Raw genomic sequence first — 19,373 nt, forward strand, 5'->3', positions numbered from 1 at the left:
ATCTACGCCACACATACCTGGCATGCGGAGTTTCGATTTCAACTATAAAAAACGCTTGAATAGGATGCCGCCGATTCCAACTGGAGAGCTGCACCATGACCAAGCTGACATTTACCCGCGTGTTGAATTACACGGCCCTTGCTGCTGCCCTGGCACTGGGAGCCATCGCGGCACCGGCGGTGGCAGTTGCCGCCGCGCCCCAAGTCAAAACCCAGGCCCCTGGTTACTATCGCACGATGCTTGGAGATTTTGAGGTCACCGCGCTGAGTGACGGCACCATCGATGCACCGTTCGACAAATTGCTGAATGAGCCGGCTGCCAAGACCACTACCGCACTGCGCAAGGCGTTCCTCGGGGTGCCCACCGAGACCTCGACGAACGCGTATCTCGTCAATACCGGCACTCGGCTCATCCTGATCGATACCGGCGCTGGTGCGCTCTTCGGGCCGACCCTGGGCAAGCTCGCGGCCAACCTGCAGGCAGCCGGCTACAAGCCGGAGCAGGTCGATGACATCCTTCTCACGCACATGCACCCGGACCACGTGGGTGGGCTGGTTGCCGAAGGGGTGATGGTGTTTCCGAACGCCACGGTACACGCCGACAAGCGTGACGCCGATTACTGGCTCTCGCCGGCGAGGCTGGAGCCTGCCTCGGCCGACGCCAACAGCTTCGTACCCGAGTTCGCGAAGGGTGCAATGGCTTCCTTGAACCCGTATATCGCGCTTGGAAAGTTCCAGCCTTTCCAGGGCAGCGGGGAGATCCTGCCGGGGTTCAAGGCGCTGTCCAGCTATGGCCATACCCTGGGGCACACCAGCTACCTGGTTGAGAGCAAAGGCCAGAAGATGATTGTCGCCGGTGATCTGATCCACGCCGGTGCCGTGCAGTTTGCCGACCCGTCGGTGACTATCGAGTTTGATACGGACAAGAAAGCCGCCACCACTGCCCGCGAGACCGTGTTCAGCCTGGCTGCGAAAGAGGGCGCGCTGGTCGGCGCGGCGCACCTCTCGTTTCCCGGCCTGGGGCATTTGCGTGGTCAGGGCGCCGCGTGGCAATGGGTGCCGCTGAATTACTCAACCGAACTGAAGTGACTCGCGATTAGTACGCTTCACGGGGAATCATGGAAATAAACTCCGACCTGAAGATACCTTCCATGACCTGCATGAAATCCGAGGCGAGCTTGGAGCGCTGCTGGTGACCCGGAAATACCATCGAAACCTCGAAGGGTATGTCCTGGTCCAGCGGTCTGAACGTAAGGCCCGGGTATTTCGAGTAGGAGGCGGTGAATGGATCACACACGGTGATGCCGAGCCCCCCGGACACCATTCCGCAGGCGGAGTGCGCAGCGGTGGTTTCAACGCTGGAGACGCCTGCAACACCCCGAGCCTCCATGGCTGATGTGATGCGTCGCTGCAAAGGATTGTTGGCGTTCAGGGTAATCAGGCGTCGCCCGTGCAAATCCTCCAGGGTCACCACGTCTTTGGTGGCCAACATATCGTTGGCCGGCATCACGCACACCGCGCTGATGGGTGGCAGGTTGATCACCTGGATCCCGGGATATTCCCCTGAAGGAATCTGCACAAAACCAATATCGATCTGGTTGGCAGACGTCAGTTCCAGGATGCCCACCGAGTTGCGCACATCCAACGAGGTTCTGACCTCGGGGTGCTTTCGCGCGAATCGGCATACCCCCTCAGCCACCACACTGAGCCCCAGCGTGCTCATTGAACTGATCCTCAATGTGCCGGTGCGCAGCGTCACAAGGTCCTCTGCAACCCGCTCGATGCGTTCTATGCCTTGATAAAACTTGTCCACCTCCGCGTACAACACCTGTGCTTCCGCCCCGGGAATGAGGCGATTGCCTTCACGGCGAAACAGTCGAAGGGAAAGGACCATTTCGAGGTCGCGGATGAGCCGGCTGATGGCCGGTTGACTGACCTGAAGTGCCTCGGCGGCGATAGTCATGCTTCCGGTGAGCATGACCGCCCTGAAAGCTTCCAATTGGCGAGGATTGAGTTTCATTGTGGCTCTCGATCGAATGTTGGAGGGCGCATTTTTGCGAGCGTATAACATTTTGTTATGTGCGTCCAACCTGTTACCGGTTTGCTATAAGCATGTAACGGCGCGATGATTTAGTTGCGTGGTTTTACCAAAGAAAAGCCGTTCCCGTTATTAATATCGGGTGCCGCTTAAGTAAAAATAAAAAAGAGGATAGCGCGTGCTGAATTATACCGTCCGCAGGTTGTTACTTCTGCTTCCGATGCTGCTGGGAGTCTCCATTGTGGTCTTCCTGGTCATGCACTTTATTCCGGGAGATCCTGCGCAGCTGGCAGCAGGTCCGGATGCAACAGCGGAAGATGTTGCGCAAATAAGGCAAAACTACGGATTGGATAAGCCGCTAATCAATCAATACCTTATTTATGTCAGGAAAGTTTTCGTGGGTGATTTTGGCGAGTCATTCCAGACATTCACGCCCGTGCTCGAAGGTATAGCCAGAACTCTTCCCGCCACGATTGAACTGACCGCTGCCGGAATGTTGCTTGCCGTCATCATTGGTGTTCCCCTCGGTATTGCGGCCGCTTTGAAGCCCAGAGGCTTCCTTGATAGTTCGCTGACCACCGTTGCAGTTCTGGGCATATCAATGCCTGGCTTCTTTCTGGGACTGATACTGATGCTGATCTTTTCAGCCAACCTCGGATGGTTGCCGCCGACCGGCAGAGGCGGGCTGCAACACCTGATATTACCGGCCTTGACACTTGGTTTGCCGTATGTTGCAACTTTTTCACGGCTGGCCCGATCCACCATGATGGATGTGCTGAGGGAAGATTATATTCATACTGCCTATGCGAAAGGCGTACCGAGTTACAAGGTAGTACTCAAGCATGCACTTTCCAATGCGGCCATTCCATTGGTGACAGTATTCGGTATGGACTTCGGCCGGTTACTGGGTGGCGCGGTTATTGTCGAGACAGTATTTGCCTGGCCGGGAATGGGGCGGCTCTTGATTGATGCAATCATGGCTCGGGATATTTATGTCGTCCAAGGCACAGTTCTTGTGTTTGCCGCGGTGGTGGTAATTATCAACTTAATGGTGGATTTGGTTTATGGCGTCCTCGACCCTCGCGTCACTTACAACTGAGGCCGATATGAAACTTCCGAAAAAATATCGGTTGGGCTTTGTCAGTTTCCTTATTTCCAATAAGCGCTGGTTCGCGTTTGCTTCATTGATCGTGATCCTGGTGATGGTTGCTGCGGCGATAGCTGCCCCTTTGTTGTTTGATTGGGATTCGGTCACCAAGATCAACTTATCAACGTCCCTTGTCGAGCCCGGTGCAAGTTCCTGGCTCGGCACGGACCAATTGGGCCGTGACTTGTTGGGTCGAGTCGTGTGGGGGGCACGAATTACGCTCACCGTCGCAGTTTCAAGTGTCAGCATTGCGATGGTCATTGGCATCGCTTTAGGTGCGGCGTGTGGCTATTACAACGGCGCCATCGCCGGGGTGGTGATGCGGGTCATGGACTCGATGATTGCATTTCCCCGGACACTGGTTGCCATTCTGGTCATCACGGTGGCGGGCAACAGCATAGTAAGCCTGACACTGGCCATCGCCATTTCAACGATCCCGATTTACGTGCGTTTCTTTGCCGGGCCGGTCATGGCATTGAGAAACCGCGAGTTTGTATTGGCCTCCAAGTCGATTGGCGTCAGCGATCTGCGGCTGCTGCTGATACATATCCTGCCGAATATCGGTTCGCTGGTCATTATCCAGGCCACCGTCTCGCTGGCTGAAGCAATCCTCATTGGTTCCGGGCTCAGCTTTCTGGGGCTTGGCCCGCCGCCGCCCACCCCGGAGTGGGGCTCGATGATTGCCGAGTCGCGGCCGTTATTGACCACCCATCCCTACGTATTGATTGCGCCCGGATTTGCACTGGTTTTGACCATATTGAGTTTCAACATTGTGGGGGATGCGTTGCGAGACTACATCGACCCGAAATCACGTAACGCATAAATGAGTTCGGCGCGGTTAAACACGCCCTGTGTGTCCACCAGAATTATCAAGCGAGAAAGATTATGCGGCGTCTGAATTGCCTGGAAGTATTGATACGGAGTTTCGCTGTTGTCGGCATCCTTGGACTGTCGGCGGGCCTATCGTTTGTTGCCAACGCCAAAGACCTGAAGAAGCTGACATTCGTTCAAGGCGCTGATATCGATACCCTGGACCCAGCGATTTCGCGCAGTGTGCCTTCCTATAACGTGATTAATCACCTGTTTAATCGGTTGGTCGCATGGGACGGTCACGGGCATAACACGTTTGTAGCTGATTTGGCGCAGTCATGGTCAAGGTCCGAGGATGGACGGCAATGGATTTTTATCCTGAAACCGGGAATTACCTTTCATGACGGCACGGCGTTTGATGCTGCAGCGGTGAAGTTTAACCTGGACCGAATCATGAACCCCAAGCTCGGTTCTCCGCACCGGTCCTACTATGCGGATATAGCTTCGGTGGATGCGCTAGCGCCGAATGAGTTACGCATCACCACAAAAAATCCGTCACCCACAATGTTGGAGTTACTGGCAAAAGAATCTTCGTCAATCAGCAGTCCGGCCGCTGTCGTTAAATATGGACGGGCTTATGGGCACCATCCCGTCGGTACCGGGCCCTACGTATTTGATAGTTGGATACCCAACGACCAGGCCGTTATTCATAAGAACAACGCTTTTTATGGAACAACGGCAAAACCGGAAACCATCGTGTTCCGTCCGGTCAGGGAAGATTCTTCCCGAGTCATAGAGCTGCGAACGAAAAACGCGGATATCGCGGCAAATTTATCGCCCGAGGCGGCTATTGAATTAAAGGAACTGAATAAATCCACCTTGCTGCGGGTACCCAGCACATTCCAGGTGTTCTTTGAAATGAACCTGACCAAACCGCCCTTTGATGACCCGCGCATACGGAGGGCGGTGAGTATGGCGATTGATCGCCAGGCATTGGTCGACAAAGTGTTGTTGGGATATGGAAAAGTACCCACTGGCCCATTTCCGGAGGGTACGCAAGCCCGACGTGAATTCCCTCCGGTGAAGTACGACCCTGATGCGGCAAGAAAAATAATTAACGAGGTATATCCAGGCGGTTATCCAGGCACCGTAGTTATATGGACCCCGGCGGGACGCTATACCAAAGATCGCCAGGTCTCGGAAGTTGTCCAAGGCTATCTTAACGCCGTGGGGCTGAAGACCGAGTTTAAGGTATGGGAATGGGCAACGTATCAAAAGAACTTGTATCGCCCCGAGCCGGGCAAGGGCACGGGCAAAGGTAGCAATGACGCAAACATGTGGTTACTGGGAACGGGCATATCTGACGCGGATATTCGTTTGCGTCGAAAGTTGTCCAGCGGCGACCCGCAGAATCTCACGGGTTACAGCAACCCTCAGGTAGACAAATTACTTCAGTTGGCCTCGCGTGAACTGGATGAAAAAACACGCATGTCCTATTACGGCCAGATTCAGCAGATTCTATGGGAACAAGACCCGGACAATCTGCCGCTGTTTGACCAGGAGCAAATAATTGGTGTGCGTAAAGCGTTGAATGGCCTGGATGTCGATTATGAAGGGACCATCGATTTGACGAATGTAGAACTTATTGAGCGGTGATTTAAATGTCGAATTTACATGCCAACGAAACACTGTTAACCGACGCTCGCCTGAGTGCTCCTCCCGCTGAACGCATGGTCAAGTACCATGATATTCCGGCACTTGAGACCGAGAAACGTCAGTTTCACGAGTTTGTCGAAGTGGACCTGGCGCACACCGTGATGCTGGTTGAACAGCAGATTCTTTCTGTGTCGGTCGGGCAAGCCATCCTCGCGGAGCTGCGGTTGATTCGGGACATGGTTCCCGCCGACTTCCCGTTTGATGTAAAGAAAGGCAGCTTCCTGCTTCAGGTTGAATCGTACCTTTTCTCCCGGATCGGCGAAGACTCGGCCGGGCAGATGCACACCGGCCGCAGCCGGATAGACCAAGGGGCAACGGTACGCCGCCTGTACGACCGCAAGCGCATCCTGGCGGTGCTGGACCGTATCAATGAGTTCCAGGTGGCGTTGATTCAGAAGGCCTCCACGCATTCGGGCACCATCATGCCCGGCTACACCCATATGCAGCATGCCCAGCCCTGGGTGTTCGGCCACTACCTTTTGAGTTTTACGTCGAGGCTGCACGACAGCTTCAGCCGCTTGATGCACGCTTACACCCGGGTCAATCGCAACCCCCTTGGTGCCGTCGGCCTGGCCGGCACGTCCTGGCCGCTGGACCGTGGGCGCACCACGCACCTGTTGGGGTTCGACAGCCTGGTAGAAAACTCCAAGCTGGGCCGCGAAGCATGGTACGCAGCAGAGACGATTGGCGCATTGTCCTTTGTCATGGCCGACCTGAACGACCTGGCAACCGACCTGCATATCTGGTCGAGCGTCGAATTTGGAACGGTGGAAAGCCACGACGGCTATTGCGGCACCAGCAGTATTTTCCCGCAGAAGAAAAACCCCAGCGGCTTGGAAACCATCAAGAAAGCTGCAGGTGGATCGGTGACCTGGCTCAGCACGGCCCTGGCCACTTTCCGGTCCGAAGGCACCGGCGACCAGGCGATGCGCGACCTGCCGTTGATCCATGATGCGCTGGCCACCACCGAAGGCATGTTGGACCTGTTTACCGGCATCATTGAAACCCTGGTGGTGCATGAGGACCGGATGACAGCCCTGCTCTCCGGGAGTTGGTGCACCGCCAGCAACCTCGCCGATGTGATCGTTCGGGACCGGGGCATCTCTTTCCGCCAGGTCCACCACATCGTGGCCCGCCTGGTGCGTAACTGCCTGTACGAGGGCGTGGCTCCTGCCGGGGTGACCGGCGCCGCACTGGATCAAGCCAGCGTGGAAACTGTCGGCTCAACCCTGGGCTACTCGGATGCCCAGGTCCGCGATGCTTTGAACCCGCGCCGTTTTGTCGAGACCCGCACTTCCGCGGGCGGCGTCGGCCCGGACGAGGTCCGGCGATTATTGTCGATCGCCCAGAACGAACTGGAGCAGGACCGTGAGTGGGTTGCGCAGAGCCGGCGCAAGGTCGATCAATCCCGTGCCGACCTTGACGCGGCCATCTCGGCGATCGTCGATTAAAGGAGCGCCCCATGAACGAGAATTTGGTAGCCCGGGTGAAAAACCTGAGTGTCGGCTTCGGCACCAGAGGGCGCGAGACGCCGGTGGTGCGCGATGTGTCCTTCGAGGTGATGCGCGGTCAGACGCTGGCGATCGTGGGTGAGTCCGGCTCCGGCAAGTCCGTCACCTCAATGGCGATGATGGGCCTGATCAAGCGCGCCGGCGGACGGGTGCTTTCGGGCTCGATGGAGCTGCAAACCAGGAATAACCAGATTGTCGACCTGGTGGCGGCGCCCGAGTCTGTCATGCGCACACTGCGGGGCTCGTCCATGTCGATGATCTTTCAGGAGCCTATGACTTCGCTGAATCCGGTCTTCAAGATCAGCGCGCAACTCATCGAAGGCATCTTGCTGCATCAGCGGTGCAGCCGTGCGCAAGCCGAAGCCCAGGCATTACGCATGCTGGACCTGGTGCGTATTCCGGATGCGAAGCAGGTCATGAACCGGTTTCCCCATGAGCTTTCCGGCGGCATGCGCCAACGGATCATGATTGCGATGTCGCTGGTCTGCGAGCCCACACTGCTGATCGCCGACGAGCCGACCACAGCGTTGGATGTGACGGTGCAGGCGCAGATCCTGCGGATTATCAAGGAGCTGCAAGATAGCCTGGCCATGGGTGTGATCTTTATCACCCACGATATGGGCGTGGTGGCGGAAGTCGCAGACCATGTGATGGTGATGAAGAAAGGCGAGACCGTTGAGCAAGGTCCGGCAAGGGCAGTGCTGCAGGAGCCCAGGCAGCCCTACACCCGGGCATTGCTGGCGGCTGTTCCAAAAATCGGCTCAATGCGTGGCACTCAACTTCCCGCAAAATTTGCCTTGATCGATGATGACGTCGCAGCGGGTGCAGAACCTGCGCCTGGCGTGGCCCCGGACTACCAGAGTCCGCCGGTGCTCAGAGTCGAGTCGTTGTCCATTCGGTACGACCTCAAAGGTGGTCTCCTCGGGAAGGTCCGGCGCCGTGTGCATGCCGTCGAAGGCATCGACTTTGATATCTACTCAGGTGAAACGCTGGCCCTGGTGGGCGAGTCCGGGTGCGGGAAATCCACCAGCGCTCGTGCGATTGCCGGGCTGATGCCGATACAGGGCGGGAATATCGTTTTCGGTGGCAAGAACCTTACGACGTTGAACAAGAGCGATATGAACTCGCTGCGCCGCGATATCCAGATGGTCTTCCAGGATCCCTATGCATCCCTGAACCCGCGTCTCACGATCGAGAACAGCCTGCTGGAGCCGCTGCATGTTCATGGCATTGCACATGGCGCGCAAGCACGAAAGCAGGTGCGAATATTGCTGGAGAAGGTGGGGCTGTCGGCGGAGCATGCACAACGCTATCCGCACGAGTTCTCGGGTGGGCAGCGACAGCGGATCTGCATCGCGCGGGCGCTGACTCTGTCTCCGAAGCTGATCATCGCCGATGAAGCCGTCTCGGCGCTGGACGTGTCCATTCAAGCCCAGGTGATTAATCTCCTGCAGGACCTGCAGCGCGAGATGGGCATTTCATTCCTGTTTATTTCCCATGACCTGGCGGTGGTCGAGCGGGTCAGCCACCGGGTCGGGGTGATGTACCACGGACGCATCGTTGAGATCGGGCCACGCCAGTCAGTGTTCGAGCAGCCTCAGCACCCTTACACCCAAAGGTTGCTGAGCGCGGTGCCCTCGGCGGACCTGAACGTGCCCAGAAAGCCGTTCAGCCTGATGGAGGAGAGCGTGCCCAGCAGGATTTACGAGGTGGGCTACAAGGCTCCGCCGATCAGTTACCGCGAGGTCGCCGCGGGCCACTTCGTTGCAATTTGAGCGCCGGGTATCACAGGTCGACACACCGCCCTGTGCGGGCGGGTTCAACTGCCCTTAACGAGCATGTACTTGCTGAAATTGTTGATGTGATCATCAAGATTATCCTCAAGCATCATCCGGTACTGATCACAGAAATACTTCAGCATCGCCTCACGCGCCTGGGCCATTTCTTCGCCGGATTTAAAGCTGCGTGCGCTGACCCAGGCATTGAAGCGTGTGGTGCCGAACATCATCGAGGCGCTGACTTTGCCCAGGTCGGCGAACGCCCTGAACTGCTCGTTGGACAGCTCGATGTGCGCGTCCGCGCGATCATAGAAGCCTTTGTCGGTGGTGTCTGGCATTGCGGTTACCTTCCTGTTCGTGAGTGCGGCGAAGGTACCGCCGCGCTCCACAGGAAGGCAACCACATCGGCCGCTTCAGGCCTTATTTATTGCGCGTCACCCTCCACACCGTGTTGGCCAGGTCATCGGCAATGATCAGCGCACCCTTCGGATCAACCGTGACCCCCACCGGCCGCCCGCGAGTCTTGCCATCGTCCCCGCGGAAACCCGTGGCGAAGTCCAGCGGCTCACCGGCAGGCCGGCCATTGCTGAACGGCACGAAGATCACCTTGTAGCCCACCGGATTGTCCCGGTTCCAGCTGCCGTGCTCGCCGACGAAGACGCCGTCGGCATATTTCTCGCCCATGGCCGGGATGGAAAAATCGACGCCCAGCGCGGCGACGTGGGAACCCAGGCTGTAATCCGGCTTGATCGCGGCGGCGACCTTGGCCGGGTTCTGCGGTTGGGCGCGGGTGTCGACGTTCTGGCCCCAATAGCTGTAGGGCCAGCCGTAGAATTCGCCTTCGCGCACCGAGGTCAGGTAATCCGGCACCAGGTCCGGCCCCAGTTCATCCCGCTCGTTGACCACCGCCCACACCTGCCCGGAGCCCGGTTGAATGGTCAATGCCGTCGGGTTGCGCAAACCGGTTGCATAAGGCTTGTGGGCACCGGTGGCGGCGTCGATCTGCCAGACCATCGCCCGGTCGATCTCGACCTCCATGCCGCGTTCGGTGATGTTGCTGTTGGACCCGATGCCCACATACAGCGAGCGGCCGTCGGGGCTGATCGCCAGGGATTTGGTCCAGTGGTGATTGATCGCGGCGGGCAGCTCGGTGACGGTGGTGGGCGGGCCACCGGCCTTGGTCTGGCCGTCTTCGTAGTCGAAGCGCACCAGCGCATCCTGGTTCGCCACGTACAGCTTGCCGTCGGCAAAGGCCAGGCCGTAGGGCGCGTTGAGGTTTTCGGCGAATACGGTTTTCAACTCGTAGGTGCCGTCACCGTCGGCATCGCGCAGCAGGGTCAGGCGATTGCCGCCCTTGACCTTGGTGTTGCCCTCGGCCTTGATCACGCTGGCGATCACATCCTTGGGCTTGAGTTTCGCTGCGTTGCCGCCCCGGCCTTCGGCGACGAGAATGTCGCCGTTGGGCAGCACCAGGGTCTGGCGCGGGATCCGCAGGTCGGTGGCGATGGCCGTGATGCTGAAACCCTCGGGCACCGTAGGTTTCTGCTCGGCCCAGGCCACCGGTTCGGCGATCTTCATGCTGGGCAACAGGCCGCGCTGGGGTTCCGGCAGCCTGGGGTCGGGGCCGCGAGCCTGAGTGCTGTCGGCTTCGCCACCGCAGGCGCTCAACAACATCGCCATGCTTAAAACGGTCAGCGTGCTGGAAGGCTTCATTGGGCACCTCCCGAGCGCAGGTTGGTCAGCCCGACCCACGTGGTCACGCAGGCCAGCAGGGTCACGACGGCAGACAACACCAGGCCCGAAGGCATCACGGCCCAGGCATCCTTCGCATGCTCAAAGGCATTCACCAGGCCCAGCGCCCAGGTCACCAGCAACAGCAGGAAGTACACCGTGGGGCGCCCGGCCTTGCGGTCGGCACGCAGCAGGTTGACCAGTGCAAACAACCCCGCCAGCCCGCAGAACAGCAGGGCGCCGGCGATCAGCCAGGCGGCGAAGTTGCTCCATTGGATCTGGTAGGTCTGGTAGTAGGCAATGTCGCTCAGCAGGGCGCCGAGAAACAGCGGGACGGTACCGGCCAGCAAGGTCGCGTGAAGCGGACCAGGCGTGCAGCGGTAGGTGAGGGTGGTGGTGTCGGTCACGGGCGGCTCCTTATCGTTGAGCGGCCCTGATGAGGCTCATCAGGGCCGCGCTGACTGCGCTTAAGGAAGGAGCGTGCTGCTTGCGCGTTAGTTCACCCGCTATTCGTTTCCAAATATGTTGCGTCAGTTGATGCGTGGATGTTGCTGCACCAGGTTTTCACGCTTGGCTTCCAGCTCGGCGATTTGCGCGTCGATATCTTCGATCTTCTGCTCGATATTGTCTTCGTGCTCCTGCAGCAGCTCCTTGGCTTCCTCGATATCCGACGCCGCCGGTGCCGCGCCGCGCAGGGGTTTGTTGGCGGTTTCCTTCATGGTCAGGGCGGTGAAAAGCCCCAGTACGGCGAATACCATCAGGTAATAGGCCGGCATGTACAGGTTGTTGGTGGTCTCCACCAGCCAGGCCATGGCGGTTGGCGTGAGGCCGGCAATCAGGATCGAGATGTTGAAGGCGCTGGCGAGCGCGCTGTAGCGGATGTGGGTAGGGAACATCGCCGGCAGGGTGGACGCCATCACGCCGATAAAGAAGTTGAGCACCACCGCAATGATCAGCAGCCCCGAGAAAATCAGCCCGAGCTTGCCGCTGTTGATCAGCATGAACGCCGGAATGGCGAGAAAGAACAGCGCGATGCTGCCGAACAGAATGAAGGGTTTGCGCCCGATCTTGTCGCTGACAAAGCCAATCATCGGCTGCACGAACAACATGCCGACCATGATCGCGATGATGATCAACACGCCGTGGTTTTCGCTGTAGTGCAGGTTGTGCGACAGGTAGCTCGGCATGTAGGTGAGCAGCATGTAGTACGTGACGTTGGTCACCACCACCACGCCGACACAGGTCATCAGGCTGCGCCAGTGCTTGGTGGCGACTTCCTTGAACGAGACTTTCGGGCCGCCCGCCAGGCCTTCGCGGTCACCTTGTTCGAGTTGCTCCACGTGCTGTTGAAAGGCCGGTGTTTCTTCCAGGGCATGACGCAAGTAGAGCCCGATCATGCCCAGCGGCAGGGCGAGGAAGAACGGCAGGCGCCAGCCCCAGGACTGGAAGGCGTCTTCGCCGATTACCGCCGAAATCAACACCACCACGCCCGCGCCGAGCACGAAGCCGGCGATGGAGCCGAAGTCCAGCCAACTGCCGAGGAAGCCGCGCTTGCGGTCCGGGGCGTATTCGGCGACGAAGATCGAGGCCCCGGTGTACTCACCGCCCACCGAGAAGCCCTGGGCCATCTTGGCCAGCAGCAACAGGATCGGCGCCCAGATGCCGATCGAGTCATAGGAGGGGATCAGTCCGATGGCGAAAGTGCTCAGGGACATGATCACGATGGTCGCCGCCAGGACCTTTTGCCGGCCGTATTTGTCCCCCAGCCGGCCAAAGAACAGGCCGCCCAGCGGGCGAATCAGGAACGGCACCGAGAAGGTCGCCAGGGCCGCGATCATCTGTACGCTGGGAGACGCTTCGGGGAAGAACACCTTGCCCAGCACATAGGCGACAAAGCCATACACCCCGAAGTCGAACCATTCCATGGCATTGCCCAGCGCAGCGGCGGTGATCGCCTTGCGCATCTTGGCGTCGTCGACGATGGTGATGTCATCCAATCCAATCGGATTGACGGTTTTCTTGCGTGATTTCATGGGAATACTCAGCCGCAGGTCCATTTCGATGCCACTGTTTTGGTGGCATGCGCTTAATGGGTCAGATACATGCGGACACTGAATAATTCACCACTGGCTGGATTTTTTTGTTAACGGCCCGGCAAGGATTAACTGATCCGCTCGCCCCCCAGGGAATCACGCTGCATCGACTGCAGGTTTTTCTCGATGGTTTCGCAAAGGGCTTCCATCTGGATCTGGTGCTCGCTGTCGCGGAACGGGCTTTGCAAATCGGTGCCGATGCGTTCGATGGCCAGCAGCATGAAGCCCACCACCGTGGACGCCAGCGGGGTGAACCAGCCCAGGGATTCCACCAGGCCCACCGGCACGATCAGGCAGAACAGCGAGATGAACAGCCGTGGGAAATACACGTAAGGGTAGGGCAGCGGCGTATTGGCGATGCGCTCCATGCCGCCCTGGCTGTTGGACAAATCCACCAGGGTCGACTCCAACCGTGCCAGGCGAATGCTGTCCAGGCGCCCGGCCTTGTATTCCTGGGCCAGCAGGGCTGCGGAGCCGTTGATGATGTCGTTGGAAAAGTTATTGGTACTGGTGCTGCGGGCGAACTCGTTGGCCGGCAGGAAGGCGCGGATTTCTTCCGGGCAAGGCTGGCCCCGCAAGTGCGCCGCCAGGCAGTTCACATACGCCACGTGACGGCGCAGCAAGGTCGCCTTTATCGGGTTGACCTCATTGTCCGGGTCATCCAGCAGCGTCAGCACTTGCCGGGCGAAGCTGCGGGAATTGTTGACCATCGCCCCCCACAACGTGCGTGCCTCCCACCAGCGGTTGTAGGCGCTGCTGTTGCGGAAACTGATCAGCACCACCAGCGCCGAGCCGAGCAGGGTGAGGGGCATCAGCGGCAGGTTGATCTTGCTGTTGAGGAACAGCATGAAGTCCACGGTGACGGCGATATCCCAGAGCAGCAGCCAGAACAGCGCCCAGCCTACATAGCCCATGGTCTTGATGATCAGGCGGTATTTTTTGATGATGGCAGCTTTCAAACGGAAACCTCGCGGCGAGCGGTAAGCATCAATGCCCTAGCTCGGACGGTGTTTACCGGGTAAAGGTTCGCCGGGGGGCCGGGTCTTCAGGCCTGGAATGTCAGGACAAAGCGGTTTTCGCCCTGGGGCTTGCCGTCCGGTGCGGGCTGGTCGGGCACGAAACCGCAGCGGGTGAGGACTTTTTGTGAGCCCACATTCTCGGGGTACACGTACGCCACCAGGTGGGTCAGTGCCCAGCGCGTCTGTGCCTCGCGGATCAGATGGTTCAGCGCCAGGGTTGCCAGCCCTTGCCCGCACGAGCGCTCACCCACGCGGTAGCCGACTTCGGCAGAGCCCTTTGGCGAGTCGATGCTTTTCAGGTTGGCGCGACCGACGATTTCGCCGTTGGCGTCTTCGATCACGAACGGGTGCCATGTGCCGGTGGCCAGGCCTGATAGATAACCGTCAATATGCTCGGCGACGCCCTGCACCGAGTAAAACGATGGGTCGCGCGCCTCGATATGCGACTCGAACCAGTCACGGTTACGGGCTTCGAAGGCCAGCAATGCTTCAGTGTCCGTACTGCTCAGCTCGCGAACGCGAAATGACGTCATTGCTCGAATCTCCAGGGTTGTTCTGTCCATTTAGTCATGTTTTCGTCATAAAGGCGTGTGAAATTTGCCTGCCAAAAATATGAAATCATGGAGTTTTTCCGATGAGGGTAGTCACCTCCGGCTCGGCGTATCTGGACATCGATGCATACGCCTGCTGCATTGCGTATGCCGAGTTGTTGAATCGTCAGGGAATCGAGGCGCGTGCCGTCAGCAGTGCTCCACTGAATGCCAGCATCTCCAGGACCGTGCTCGGCTGGCTATCATCACTGGATGATTACCGACCCGGGCCCGGCGATGAGTTTGTGATGGTGGATATCTCGGACTTCCACCACTTCGACCCGGTGGTCGTGCTCGATCAGGTGGTGGAGGTGATTGACCATCACCCGGGGTTTGAAACCTATTGGGCGCAGAGGCTGGGAAGTGCCGCAGACATCCGTTTGATCGGTGCAGCAGCGACGCAGGTTTTCCTGCGTTGGGAAGCGGCCGGTTTGTTGCCGCTGATCAGTGAGCACAGTGCCGCGCTGCTGGCCACGGCAATCCTGGACAATACCCTGAATTTTACCGGGCAGTTGACATCCGCGGCGGATATTCGGGCTTATGAAACCCTCGCGCTGCTGGCCGAACTCGCGGCAGACTGGCCTGAGCGGTATTTCTCCGAGTGCCAGGCCACTATCGAGTCAGACCTTGCAGGCGCGTTGGCGGGTGACCTGAAGTGGCTGAAAGCCGACAGCAACCTGCCGCAGGTTTTTGCGCAGATGACGGTGTGGGATGCCGGTGCGCTGATCCGAAAGCATCGCTCGACCATCGCTGATTGGCTGGCGGCGCAGGGGGAGGACTGGCTGGTGAATCTCATCAGTATCCGCGAGTGCAGAAGTTATTTCCTGGCTGAGCCCAAGGTCAGCCAGGAAAAACTGAGCCAGTTGCTTTCCATCGACTGGCAGGCCGGGATGGCGGTGCTGGATCGTTCGCTGTTGCGCAAGGAACTGCTAAGACTGGCGGCCACTGATTGACGGCGCTCACCAAAGTGACGTTCCTCTTTGATGAACCCGCAATACAATGGCCAGGGTATTACCGAAAAGGAACGGCAGTTGAACGAACACACATTGTCCATGCGCCTTGAGCGCGTGGCGACGCACGTCCCCGCCGGGGCGCGCCTGGCGGATATCGGCTCCGACCACGGCTACCTGCCGGTGGCATTGATGCGCCGCGGCGCCATCGTGGCGGCGGTGGCGGGCGAGGTGGCCCTGACGCCGTTTCGCGCAGCCGAGCGCACGGTGCGCGAGAACGAGCTGGAGCAACACATCACCGTACGCCTGGCCAGTGGCCTGGCGGCGATCGAGCCGGGAGACGGGATCACCGCGATCAGCATCTGCGGCATGGGCGGCGAGACCATCCGCGACATCCTCGACAGCGACAAGGCGCGCCTCAACGGCCGGGAGCGCCTGGTGCTGCAGCCCAACGGCGGCGAGCAACCGTTGCGCCAATGGCTGATGGAAAACGGCTACCGCATCGTGTGCGAAGAGCTGCTGCGGGAGAACCGATTCTTCTACGAAATCATCGTTGCCGAGCACGCCGGGCCTGTGACCTACACCGCCGAAGAACTGTACTTCGGCCCGCTGCAAATGCAGGCCCGCAGCCCGGAATTCCTGCTCAAGTGGCAGCGCATCCTGCGCCACAAACAGCAGACCCTGAGCGACTTCGCCCAGGCGCGGCAAGCGGTGCCCGAGGACAAGATGCAAGAGGTCGCCCAGCAGGCGCGGTGGATCGCAGAACTGCTGGCGTGAGGGTCAGCCTGCGAGGGTGTTCAGCTCTGCGAGTACCTCGTCCGAAAGATCCAGCTCGCCCACCGCGATGTTTTCCCGTAGATGGGTGACCGAGGACGTTCCCGGGATCAGCAGGATATTCGGGGAACGGCGCAGCAGCCATGCCAGGGCCAGTTGCATCGGGGTGACGCCGAGGCGCTGTGCGACGTTCGACAACACCGCTGACTGCACTGGCGAGAACCCGCCCAGCGGGAAGAATGGCACATAGGCGATGCCGTCCCGGGCCAATTCGTCGAGCATCGCGTTATCGTGCTGGTGGGCGATGTTGTACAGGTTCTGGACGCACACGAAGCGCACGATTTTTCGCGCCTCGGCGACCTGCGTCGGGGTAACGTTGCTGATGCCGATATGGCGTATCAGGCCCTGTTGTTGCAGCTCGGCAATGGCACTCAGGGGTTCCTCGATCGAGCCTTCGGCAGTGCCCATCACGCCGTGCATGGCCCGCACATTCACCACGTCCAGCACATCCAGGCCCAGGTTGCGCAGGTTGTCGTGCACGGCCTGGGTCAGCTCGGCCTTCGACGAAGCGTTGAACCAGGCGCCATCGTCGCCACGGCGGGCGCCTACCTTGGTGACGATCGTAAGATCGTCTTTATACGGGTGCAGTGCCTCACGAATAATCTGATTGGTGACATGCGGCCCGTAGAAGTCGCTGGTGTCGATATGGTTCACGCCGCAAGCGACGGCCTCGCGCAGTACGGCCAGCGCTGCATCACGGTCCTTGGGCGGGCCAAACACGCCTGGGCCGGCCAGTTGCATGGCGCCGTAGCCGATGCGGTTGACGGTGCGATCGCCGAGATTGAATGTGCTGGTGGTCATGGTCGGAGCTCTTGCTTGACGGGAGGAAGCCTATAATATGAAGGATCCTTCAGGTTTAGAATTCGCATTCCATGAGCCCTCTCAAAGCGTCGTTAAAGCCAAGAAAATCAGCGGTCCAGGCCCGGTCGGCGGCGACGGTGGAAGCGCTGCACACGGCAACCCTTCAGGTTTTGACCGCTCAGGGCCTGGTCCGCTGCACCACGACCCGCGTGGCCGAGCGGGCGGGCATGTCGGTGGGCAGTCTCTATCAGTACTATCCGAACCGCGATGCACTGCTTGCTGCGGTATTGGAGAAGCATCTGGTGCAGGTGGCCGAGACCGTCGAGCAGGCGTGCGATCAACACCAGGGCACCACGGTGGCGGAAATGGCATCGGGGTTTGTCACGGCTTTTCTCGCCGTGAAGCTGATGGACCCGACGGCGTCCAAAGCCCTGTATGCCATCGCAGGTGAGCGGGGCGGTGCGGAGCTTGTGGCGCGGATCAACAAGCGGGTGGTGGCCGCGATTGCAGCGATGTTGGCGACGGCGTCGGATGCCCGTTTTGAAGACCCATCCCTTACCGCCGCCATCTCGCTCAGCGCGGTGGTGGGACCGGTTCGGGCGTTGCTTGAAGGCAATGCATCTGCGGCCTTTGAAGCCGGCCTGGAACAGCAGGTGACCCGCATGCTGCGAGCTTATCTTCAAACCTATCAGTCACTTACGTAAACCGTGTTCAGGGTATTTCGCGGTGCTGCTTCGCACTAAAGTCAGATCCATGGGTCCATAAGCCCCGCAATCGAACTTTGAAGATTTAACCCATGCACTTACGCAAAATTGCAGTTGGGCTGTCGGCCCTTGTTTTGCTCTCCACCGGGGCGCAAGCCCGTGGCCTGCTGGACCTCATCACACCACCTCAATCCCATACCTCCCGCTCGGGCTCCATCAGCCAGGGCGCGGCCCTGGATCTGTATTCAAGCCAACAGAAAAAGCCATCGTTCGACAGTTGCGCCGACCTGTTCCCGGCCGCACAACCGATCAACACGGCCACCGTACCGGCCACCATGAAACCCCTGGCGCTGTGTTCCGATAATTTCGCGGTGCTGTACTCGCAAACCAGCAAGACCCCGCTGGTGGTGGTCGAACGCCTGAATGCCGGCCAGTTGAAGGATGCCAAAGGCGAAGAACGCACCAACCAGTTCTACCCCGACCCGCGTATTCCCAAAGGCGCGCGCGCCGAGTTGAGCGACTACCGTGGCCAACACCCGGCCGTGGACCGTGGCCATCAATCCCCGGCGGCGGATGCGCCGAGCACCAACGCCATGGCCCAGTCCTTTGCGCTGTCGAACATGGTCCCGCAAGACCCGACCAACAACCGCAAGATCTGGAGCAAGGTCGAGGCGGACGTGCGCAAGTTTGCCAAGCGCGCCGACGGCAACGTGTTCGTGTTCACCGGGCCGTTGTTTGACCCGGGCTACAGCACCATTGGCGACAACAAGGTCTGGGTGCCGACTCGCCTGTTCAAGCTGGTTTACGACGTGTCGTCCAAGCGCGCCTGGGCGTATGTTCTGCCCAACGCTGAAACCCGTATCGAGAAGCCGATGGACTACGCGACGTTTGTGAAAACCACCGGGCTCAAGTTGCTCGGGAATTTGCCTGTGACGGGGTCAGTCGGGCGTACTTGACGGCCTGAAACCGGGTGCGTCACTTGCCCTTTTTCAACGTCTTCAAGCGCAACGTTGCGCGCTGCACAGCGGCCATCTTCTCTGGCCGCTTCATCTTTTTCCATTTGCGAATATCGTCCTTGGTGCGTCCACAACTCACGCACAGCTCACCACTGAGCTGGCAGGTTGAGACGCACGGGTTCTCGATATCTTTAGCCAAGGCTTTACCCCTTTACCGCATACAGTTTGAGCAGGCGCAGGCGCCAATTGCCGCCATGCTGCAGGTGGCATTCTTCCTCGGAGTCGAAGCGCACGTAGCGGTGCGAAGAAGGGCGATCCACCCCGGCATCCTCCAGCGCGGTGGCCGTCAGCTCGCGCATGCGCAGGTCCAGTCCGGTAGAAAGGGCCAGTTCCCGGTTCGCCCTGGTATCGAATACCCAGATGACCAGCAGGCTTTGGGCAAAGGCCTGGTAGTCGACTTCGTGGGTCAGCCAGTCGAAGCCGGTGATTTCGGCTTTCGCGATCTCACAGGCATCGGTCAGGGTCGCGACCAGGCGACGTTCGATGCGTGCGCTGTCGCGTTTGCTTGAAGACATGGGGAGTCCTTGGGGAGCGAGGAGGGTGATGATACGCGAGAGATCCACTGTAGGAGCTGTCGAGCTTTAGCGAGGCTGCGATGGCGGACTGGCAGGCGACATCTTTATTGCCTGACAGGAC

20 protein-coding genes are annotated in these 19,373 nt (G+C 59.3%); 10 read left to right on the top strand and 10 right to left on the bottom strand.

Going from position 1 to position 19,373, the window contains the following annotated elements:
- Nucleotides 1-95 precede the first annotated feature (95 nt).
- A complete protein-coding gene (locus A462_RS22585; protein ID WP_003207912.1) occupies nucleotides 96-1,088 on the top strand; it encodes an MBL fold metallo-hydrolase in 993 nt (330 codons plus the stop codon).
- A gap of 7 nt (nucleotides 1,089-1,095) precedes the next feature.
- Here the strand turns inward: A462_RS22585 and A462_RS22580 are convergent, their stop codons facing one another.
- Nucleotides 1,096-2,019, bottom strand: coding sequence for a LysR substrate-binding domain-containing protein (locus A462_RS22580; RefSeq protein ID WP_003207914.1), 924 nt, complete (start codon nucleotides 2,017-2,019; stop codon nucleotides 1,096-1,098).
- Between the two features lie 196 nt (nucleotides 2,020-2,215).
- Here A462_RS22580 and A462_RS22575 point away from each other — a divergent pair, with 196 nt between their 5' ends.
- From A462_RS22575 to A462_RS22555, 5 genes are all read left to right on the top strand, one after another.
- The gene (locus tag A462_RS22575; protein ID WP_008433278.1) at nucleotides 2,216-3,136 is read left to right on the top strand and encodes an ABC transporter permease; all 921 of its coding nucleotides are present in this window, start codon (nucleotides 2,216-2,218) and stop codon (nucleotides 3,134-3,136) included.
- Between the two features lie 7 nt (nucleotides 3,137-3,143).
- Nucleotides 3,144-4,007, top strand: a complete 864-nt coding sequence (locus A462_RS22570) for an ABC transporter permease (protein WP_008433279.1) — start codon at nucleotides 3,144-3,146, stop codon at nucleotides 4,005-4,007.
- Nucleotides 4,008-4,069: 62 nt separating this feature from the next.
- A complete protein-coding gene (locus A462_RS22565) occupies nucleotides 4,070-5,650 on the top strand; it encodes an ABC transporter substrate-binding protein (protein WP_008433280.1) in 1,581 nt (526 codons plus the stop codon).
- Nucleotides 5,651-5,655: 5 nt separating this feature from the next.
- Nucleotides 5,656-7,161 carry an argininosuccinate lyase gene (gene argH, locus A462_RS22560; protein ID WP_023659030.1) on the top strand — a complete coding sequence of 502 codons (1,506 nt, stop codon included), beginning with the start codon at nucleotides 5,656-5,658 and terminating at the stop codon, nucleotides 7,159-7,161.
- 11 nt (nucleotides 7,162-7,172) lie between these two features.
- A complete protein-coding gene (locus A462_RS22555; protein ID WP_008433281.1) occupies nucleotides 7,173-8,996 on the top strand; it encodes an ABC transporter ATP-binding protein in 1,824 nt (607 codons plus the stop codon).
- A gap of 44 nt (nucleotides 8,997-9,040) precedes the next feature.
- Here the strand turns inward: A462_RS22555 and A462_RS22550 are convergent, their stop codons facing one another.
- From A462_RS22550 to A462_RS22525, 6 genes are all read right to left on the bottom strand, one after another.
- On the bottom strand, nucleotides 9,041-9,337 hold the full coding sequence (locus A462_RS22550) for a DUF3144 domain-containing protein (RefSeq protein ID WP_008433282.1): 297 nt from the start codon (nucleotides 9,335-9,337) through the stop codon (nucleotides 9,041-9,043).
- An 82-nt stretch (nucleotides 9,338-9,419) separates the two neighbouring features.
- On the bottom strand, nucleotides 9,420-10,712 hold the full coding sequence (locus A462_RS22545) for a PQQ-dependent sugar dehydrogenase (RefSeq protein ID WP_008433284.1): 1,293 nt from the start codon (nucleotides 10,710-10,712) through the stop codon (nucleotides 9,420-9,422).
- A complete protein-coding gene (locus A462_RS22540) occupies nucleotides 10,709-11,137 on the bottom strand; it encodes a DUF2231 domain-containing protein (protein ID WP_003207924.1) in 429 nt (142 codons plus the stop codon). Before A462_RS22540 ends, A462_RS22545 begins: the two co-directional genes overlap by 4 nt.
- Nucleotides 11,138-11,260: 123 nt before the next feature.
- Nucleotides 11,261-12,763 carry a glycine betaine/L-proline transporter ProP gene (proP, locus tag A462_RS22535; RefSeq protein ID WP_003207926.1) on the bottom strand — a complete coding sequence of 501 codons (1,503 nt, stop codon included), beginning with the start codon at nucleotides 12,761-12,763 and terminating at the stop codon, nucleotides 11,261-11,263.
- A gap of 128 nt (nucleotides 12,764-12,891) precedes the next feature.
- Nucleotides 12,892-13,782 (bottom strand): bestrophin family protein, encoded by an 891-nt coding sequence (locus tag A462_RS22530; RefSeq protein WP_008433288.1) that lies wholly within the window; start codon nucleotides 13,780-13,782, stop codon nucleotides 12,892-12,894.
- An 86-nt stretch (nucleotides 13,783-13,868) separates the two neighbouring features.
- The gene (locus A462_RS22525) at nucleotides 13,869-14,375 is read right to left on the bottom strand and encodes a GNAT family N-acetyltransferase (RefSeq protein WP_008433290.1); all 507 of its coding nucleotides are present in this window, start codon (nucleotides 14,373-14,375) and stop codon (nucleotides 13,869-13,871) included.
- A gap of 101 nt (nucleotides 14,376-14,476) precedes the next feature.
- Here A462_RS22525 and A462_RS22520 point away from each other — a divergent pair, with 101 nt between their 5' ends.
- Complete coding sequence (locus A462_RS22520; protein ID WP_008433292.1) at nucleotides 14,477-15,385, top strand: DHH family phosphoesterase; 909 nt, start codon at nucleotides 14,477-14,479, stop codon at nucleotides 15,383-15,385.
- Between the two features lie 78 nt (nucleotides 15,386-15,463).
- The gene (locus tag A462_RS22515; protein WP_008433294.1) at nucleotides 15,464-16,159 is read left to right on the top strand and encodes a tRNA (adenine(22)-N(1))-methyltransferase; all 696 of its coding nucleotides are present in this window, start codon (nucleotides 15,464-15,466) and stop codon (nucleotides 16,157-16,159) included.
- A 3-nt stretch (nucleotides 16,160-16,162) separates the two neighbouring features.
- Here A462_RS22515 and A462_RS22510 read toward each other — a convergent pair whose 3' ends face one another.
- Nucleotides 16,163-17,017, bottom strand: a complete 855-nt coding sequence (locus tag A462_RS22510; RefSeq protein ID WP_008433296.1) for an aldo/keto reductase family oxidoreductase — start codon at nucleotides 17,015-17,017, stop codon at nucleotides 16,163-16,165.
- Between the two features lie 71 nt (nucleotides 17,018-17,088).
- Between A462_RS22510 and A462_RS22505 the strand changes: the two genes are divergently transcribed.
- Complete coding sequence (locus tag A462_RS22505) at nucleotides 17,089-17,721, top strand: TetR/AcrR family transcriptional regulator (RefSeq protein ID WP_023659027.1); 633 nt, start codon at nucleotides 17,089-17,091, stop codon at nucleotides 17,719-17,721.
- A gap of 92 nt (nucleotides 17,722-17,813) precedes the next feature.
- A complete protein-coding gene (locus tag A462_RS22500) occupies nucleotides 17,814-18,677 on the top strand; it encodes a DNA/RNA non-specific endonuclease (protein WP_008433300.1) in 864 nt (287 codons plus the stop codon).
- 19 nt (nucleotides 18,678-18,696) lie between these two features.
- Here A462_RS22500 and A462_RS22495 read toward each other — a convergent pair whose 3' ends face one another.
- On the bottom strand, nucleotides 18,697-18,876 hold the full coding sequence (locus A462_RS22495; RefSeq protein ID WP_003207939.1) for a DUF1289 domain-containing protein: 180 nt from the start codon (nucleotides 18,874-18,876) through the stop codon (nucleotides 18,697-18,699).
- Nucleotides 18,877-18,880: 4 nt separating this feature from the next.
- Nucleotides 18,881-19,252 carry a hypothetical protein gene (locus A462_RS22490; protein ID WP_008433303.1) on the bottom strand — a complete coding sequence of 124 codons (372 nt, stop codon included), beginning with the start codon at nucleotides 19,250-19,252 and terminating at the stop codon, nucleotides 18,881-18,883.
- Between the last annotated feature and the right edge of the window lie 121 nt (nucleotides 19,253-19,373).

It is taken from the genome of Pseudomonas sp. Ag1 (assembly GCF_000278565.1).
Lineage (GTDB): Bacteria > Pseudomonadota > Gammaproteobacteria > Pseudomonadales > Pseudomonadaceae > Aquipseudomonas.

What these genes read in the sequence shown, in the direction of transcription:
- A462_RS22585 (WP_003207912.1), top strand. Translation starts at nt 96, where the DNA reads ATGACCAAGCTGACATTTACCCGCGTGTTGAATTACACGGCCCTTGCT.
- A462_RS22580 (WP_003207914.1), bottom strand. Translation starts at nt 2,019, where the DNA reads ATGAAACTCAATCCTCGCCAATTGGAAGCTTTCAGGGCGGTCATGCTC.
- A462_RS22570 (WP_008433279.1), top strand. Translation starts at nt 3,144, where the DNA reads ATGAAACTTCCGAAAAAATATCGGTTGGGCTTTGTCAGTTTCCTTATT.
- A462_RS22565 (WP_008433280.1), top strand. Translation starts at nt 4,070, where the DNA reads ATGCGGCGTCTGAATTGCCTGGAAGTATTGATACGGAGTTTCGCTGTT.
- argH (WP_023659030.1), top strand. Translation starts at nt 5,656, where the DNA reads ATGTCGAATTTACATGCCAACGAAACACTGTTAACCGACGCTCGCCTG.
- A462_RS22555 (WP_008433281.1), top strand. Translation starts at nt 7,173, where the DNA reads ATGAACGAGAATTTGGTAGCCCGGGTGAAAAACCTGAGTGTCGGCTTC.
- A462_RS22550 (WP_008433282.1), bottom strand. Translation starts at nt 9,337, where the DNA reads ATGCCAGACACCACCGACAAAGGCTTCTATGATCGCGCGGACGCGCAC.
- A462_RS22545 (WP_008433284.1), bottom strand. Translation starts at nt 10,712, where the DNA reads ATGAAGCCTTCCAGCACGCTGACCGTTTTAAGCATGGCGATGTTGTTG.
- proP (WP_003207926.1), bottom strand. Translation starts at nt 12,763, where the DNA reads ATGAAATCACGCAAGAAAACCGTCAATCCGATTGGATTGGATGACATC.
- A462_RS22525 (WP_008433290.1), bottom strand. Translation starts at nt 14,375, where the DNA reads ATGACGTCATTTCGCGTTCGCGAGCTGAGCAGTACGGACACTGAAGCA.
- A462_RS22520 (WP_008433292.1), top strand. Translation starts at nt 14,477, where the DNA reads ATGAGGGTAGTCACCTCCGGCTCGGCGTATCTGGACATCGATGCATAC.
- A462_RS22510 (WP_008433296.1), bottom strand. Translation starts at nt 17,017, where the DNA reads ATGACCACCAGCACATTCAATCTCGGCGATCGCACCGTCAACCGCATC.
- A462_RS22505 (WP_023659027.1), top strand. Translation starts at nt 17,089, where the DNA reads ATGAGCCCTCTCAAAGCGTCGTTAAAGCCAAGAAAATCAGCGGTCCAG.
- A462_RS22500 (WP_008433300.1), top strand. Translation starts at nt 17,814, where the DNA reads ATGCACTTACGCAAAATTGCAGTTGGGCTGTCGGCCCTTGTTTTGCTC.
- A462_RS22490 (WP_008433303.1), bottom strand. Translation starts at nt 19,252, where the DNA reads ATGTCTTCAAGCAAACGCGACAGCGCACGCATCGAACGTCGCCTGGTC.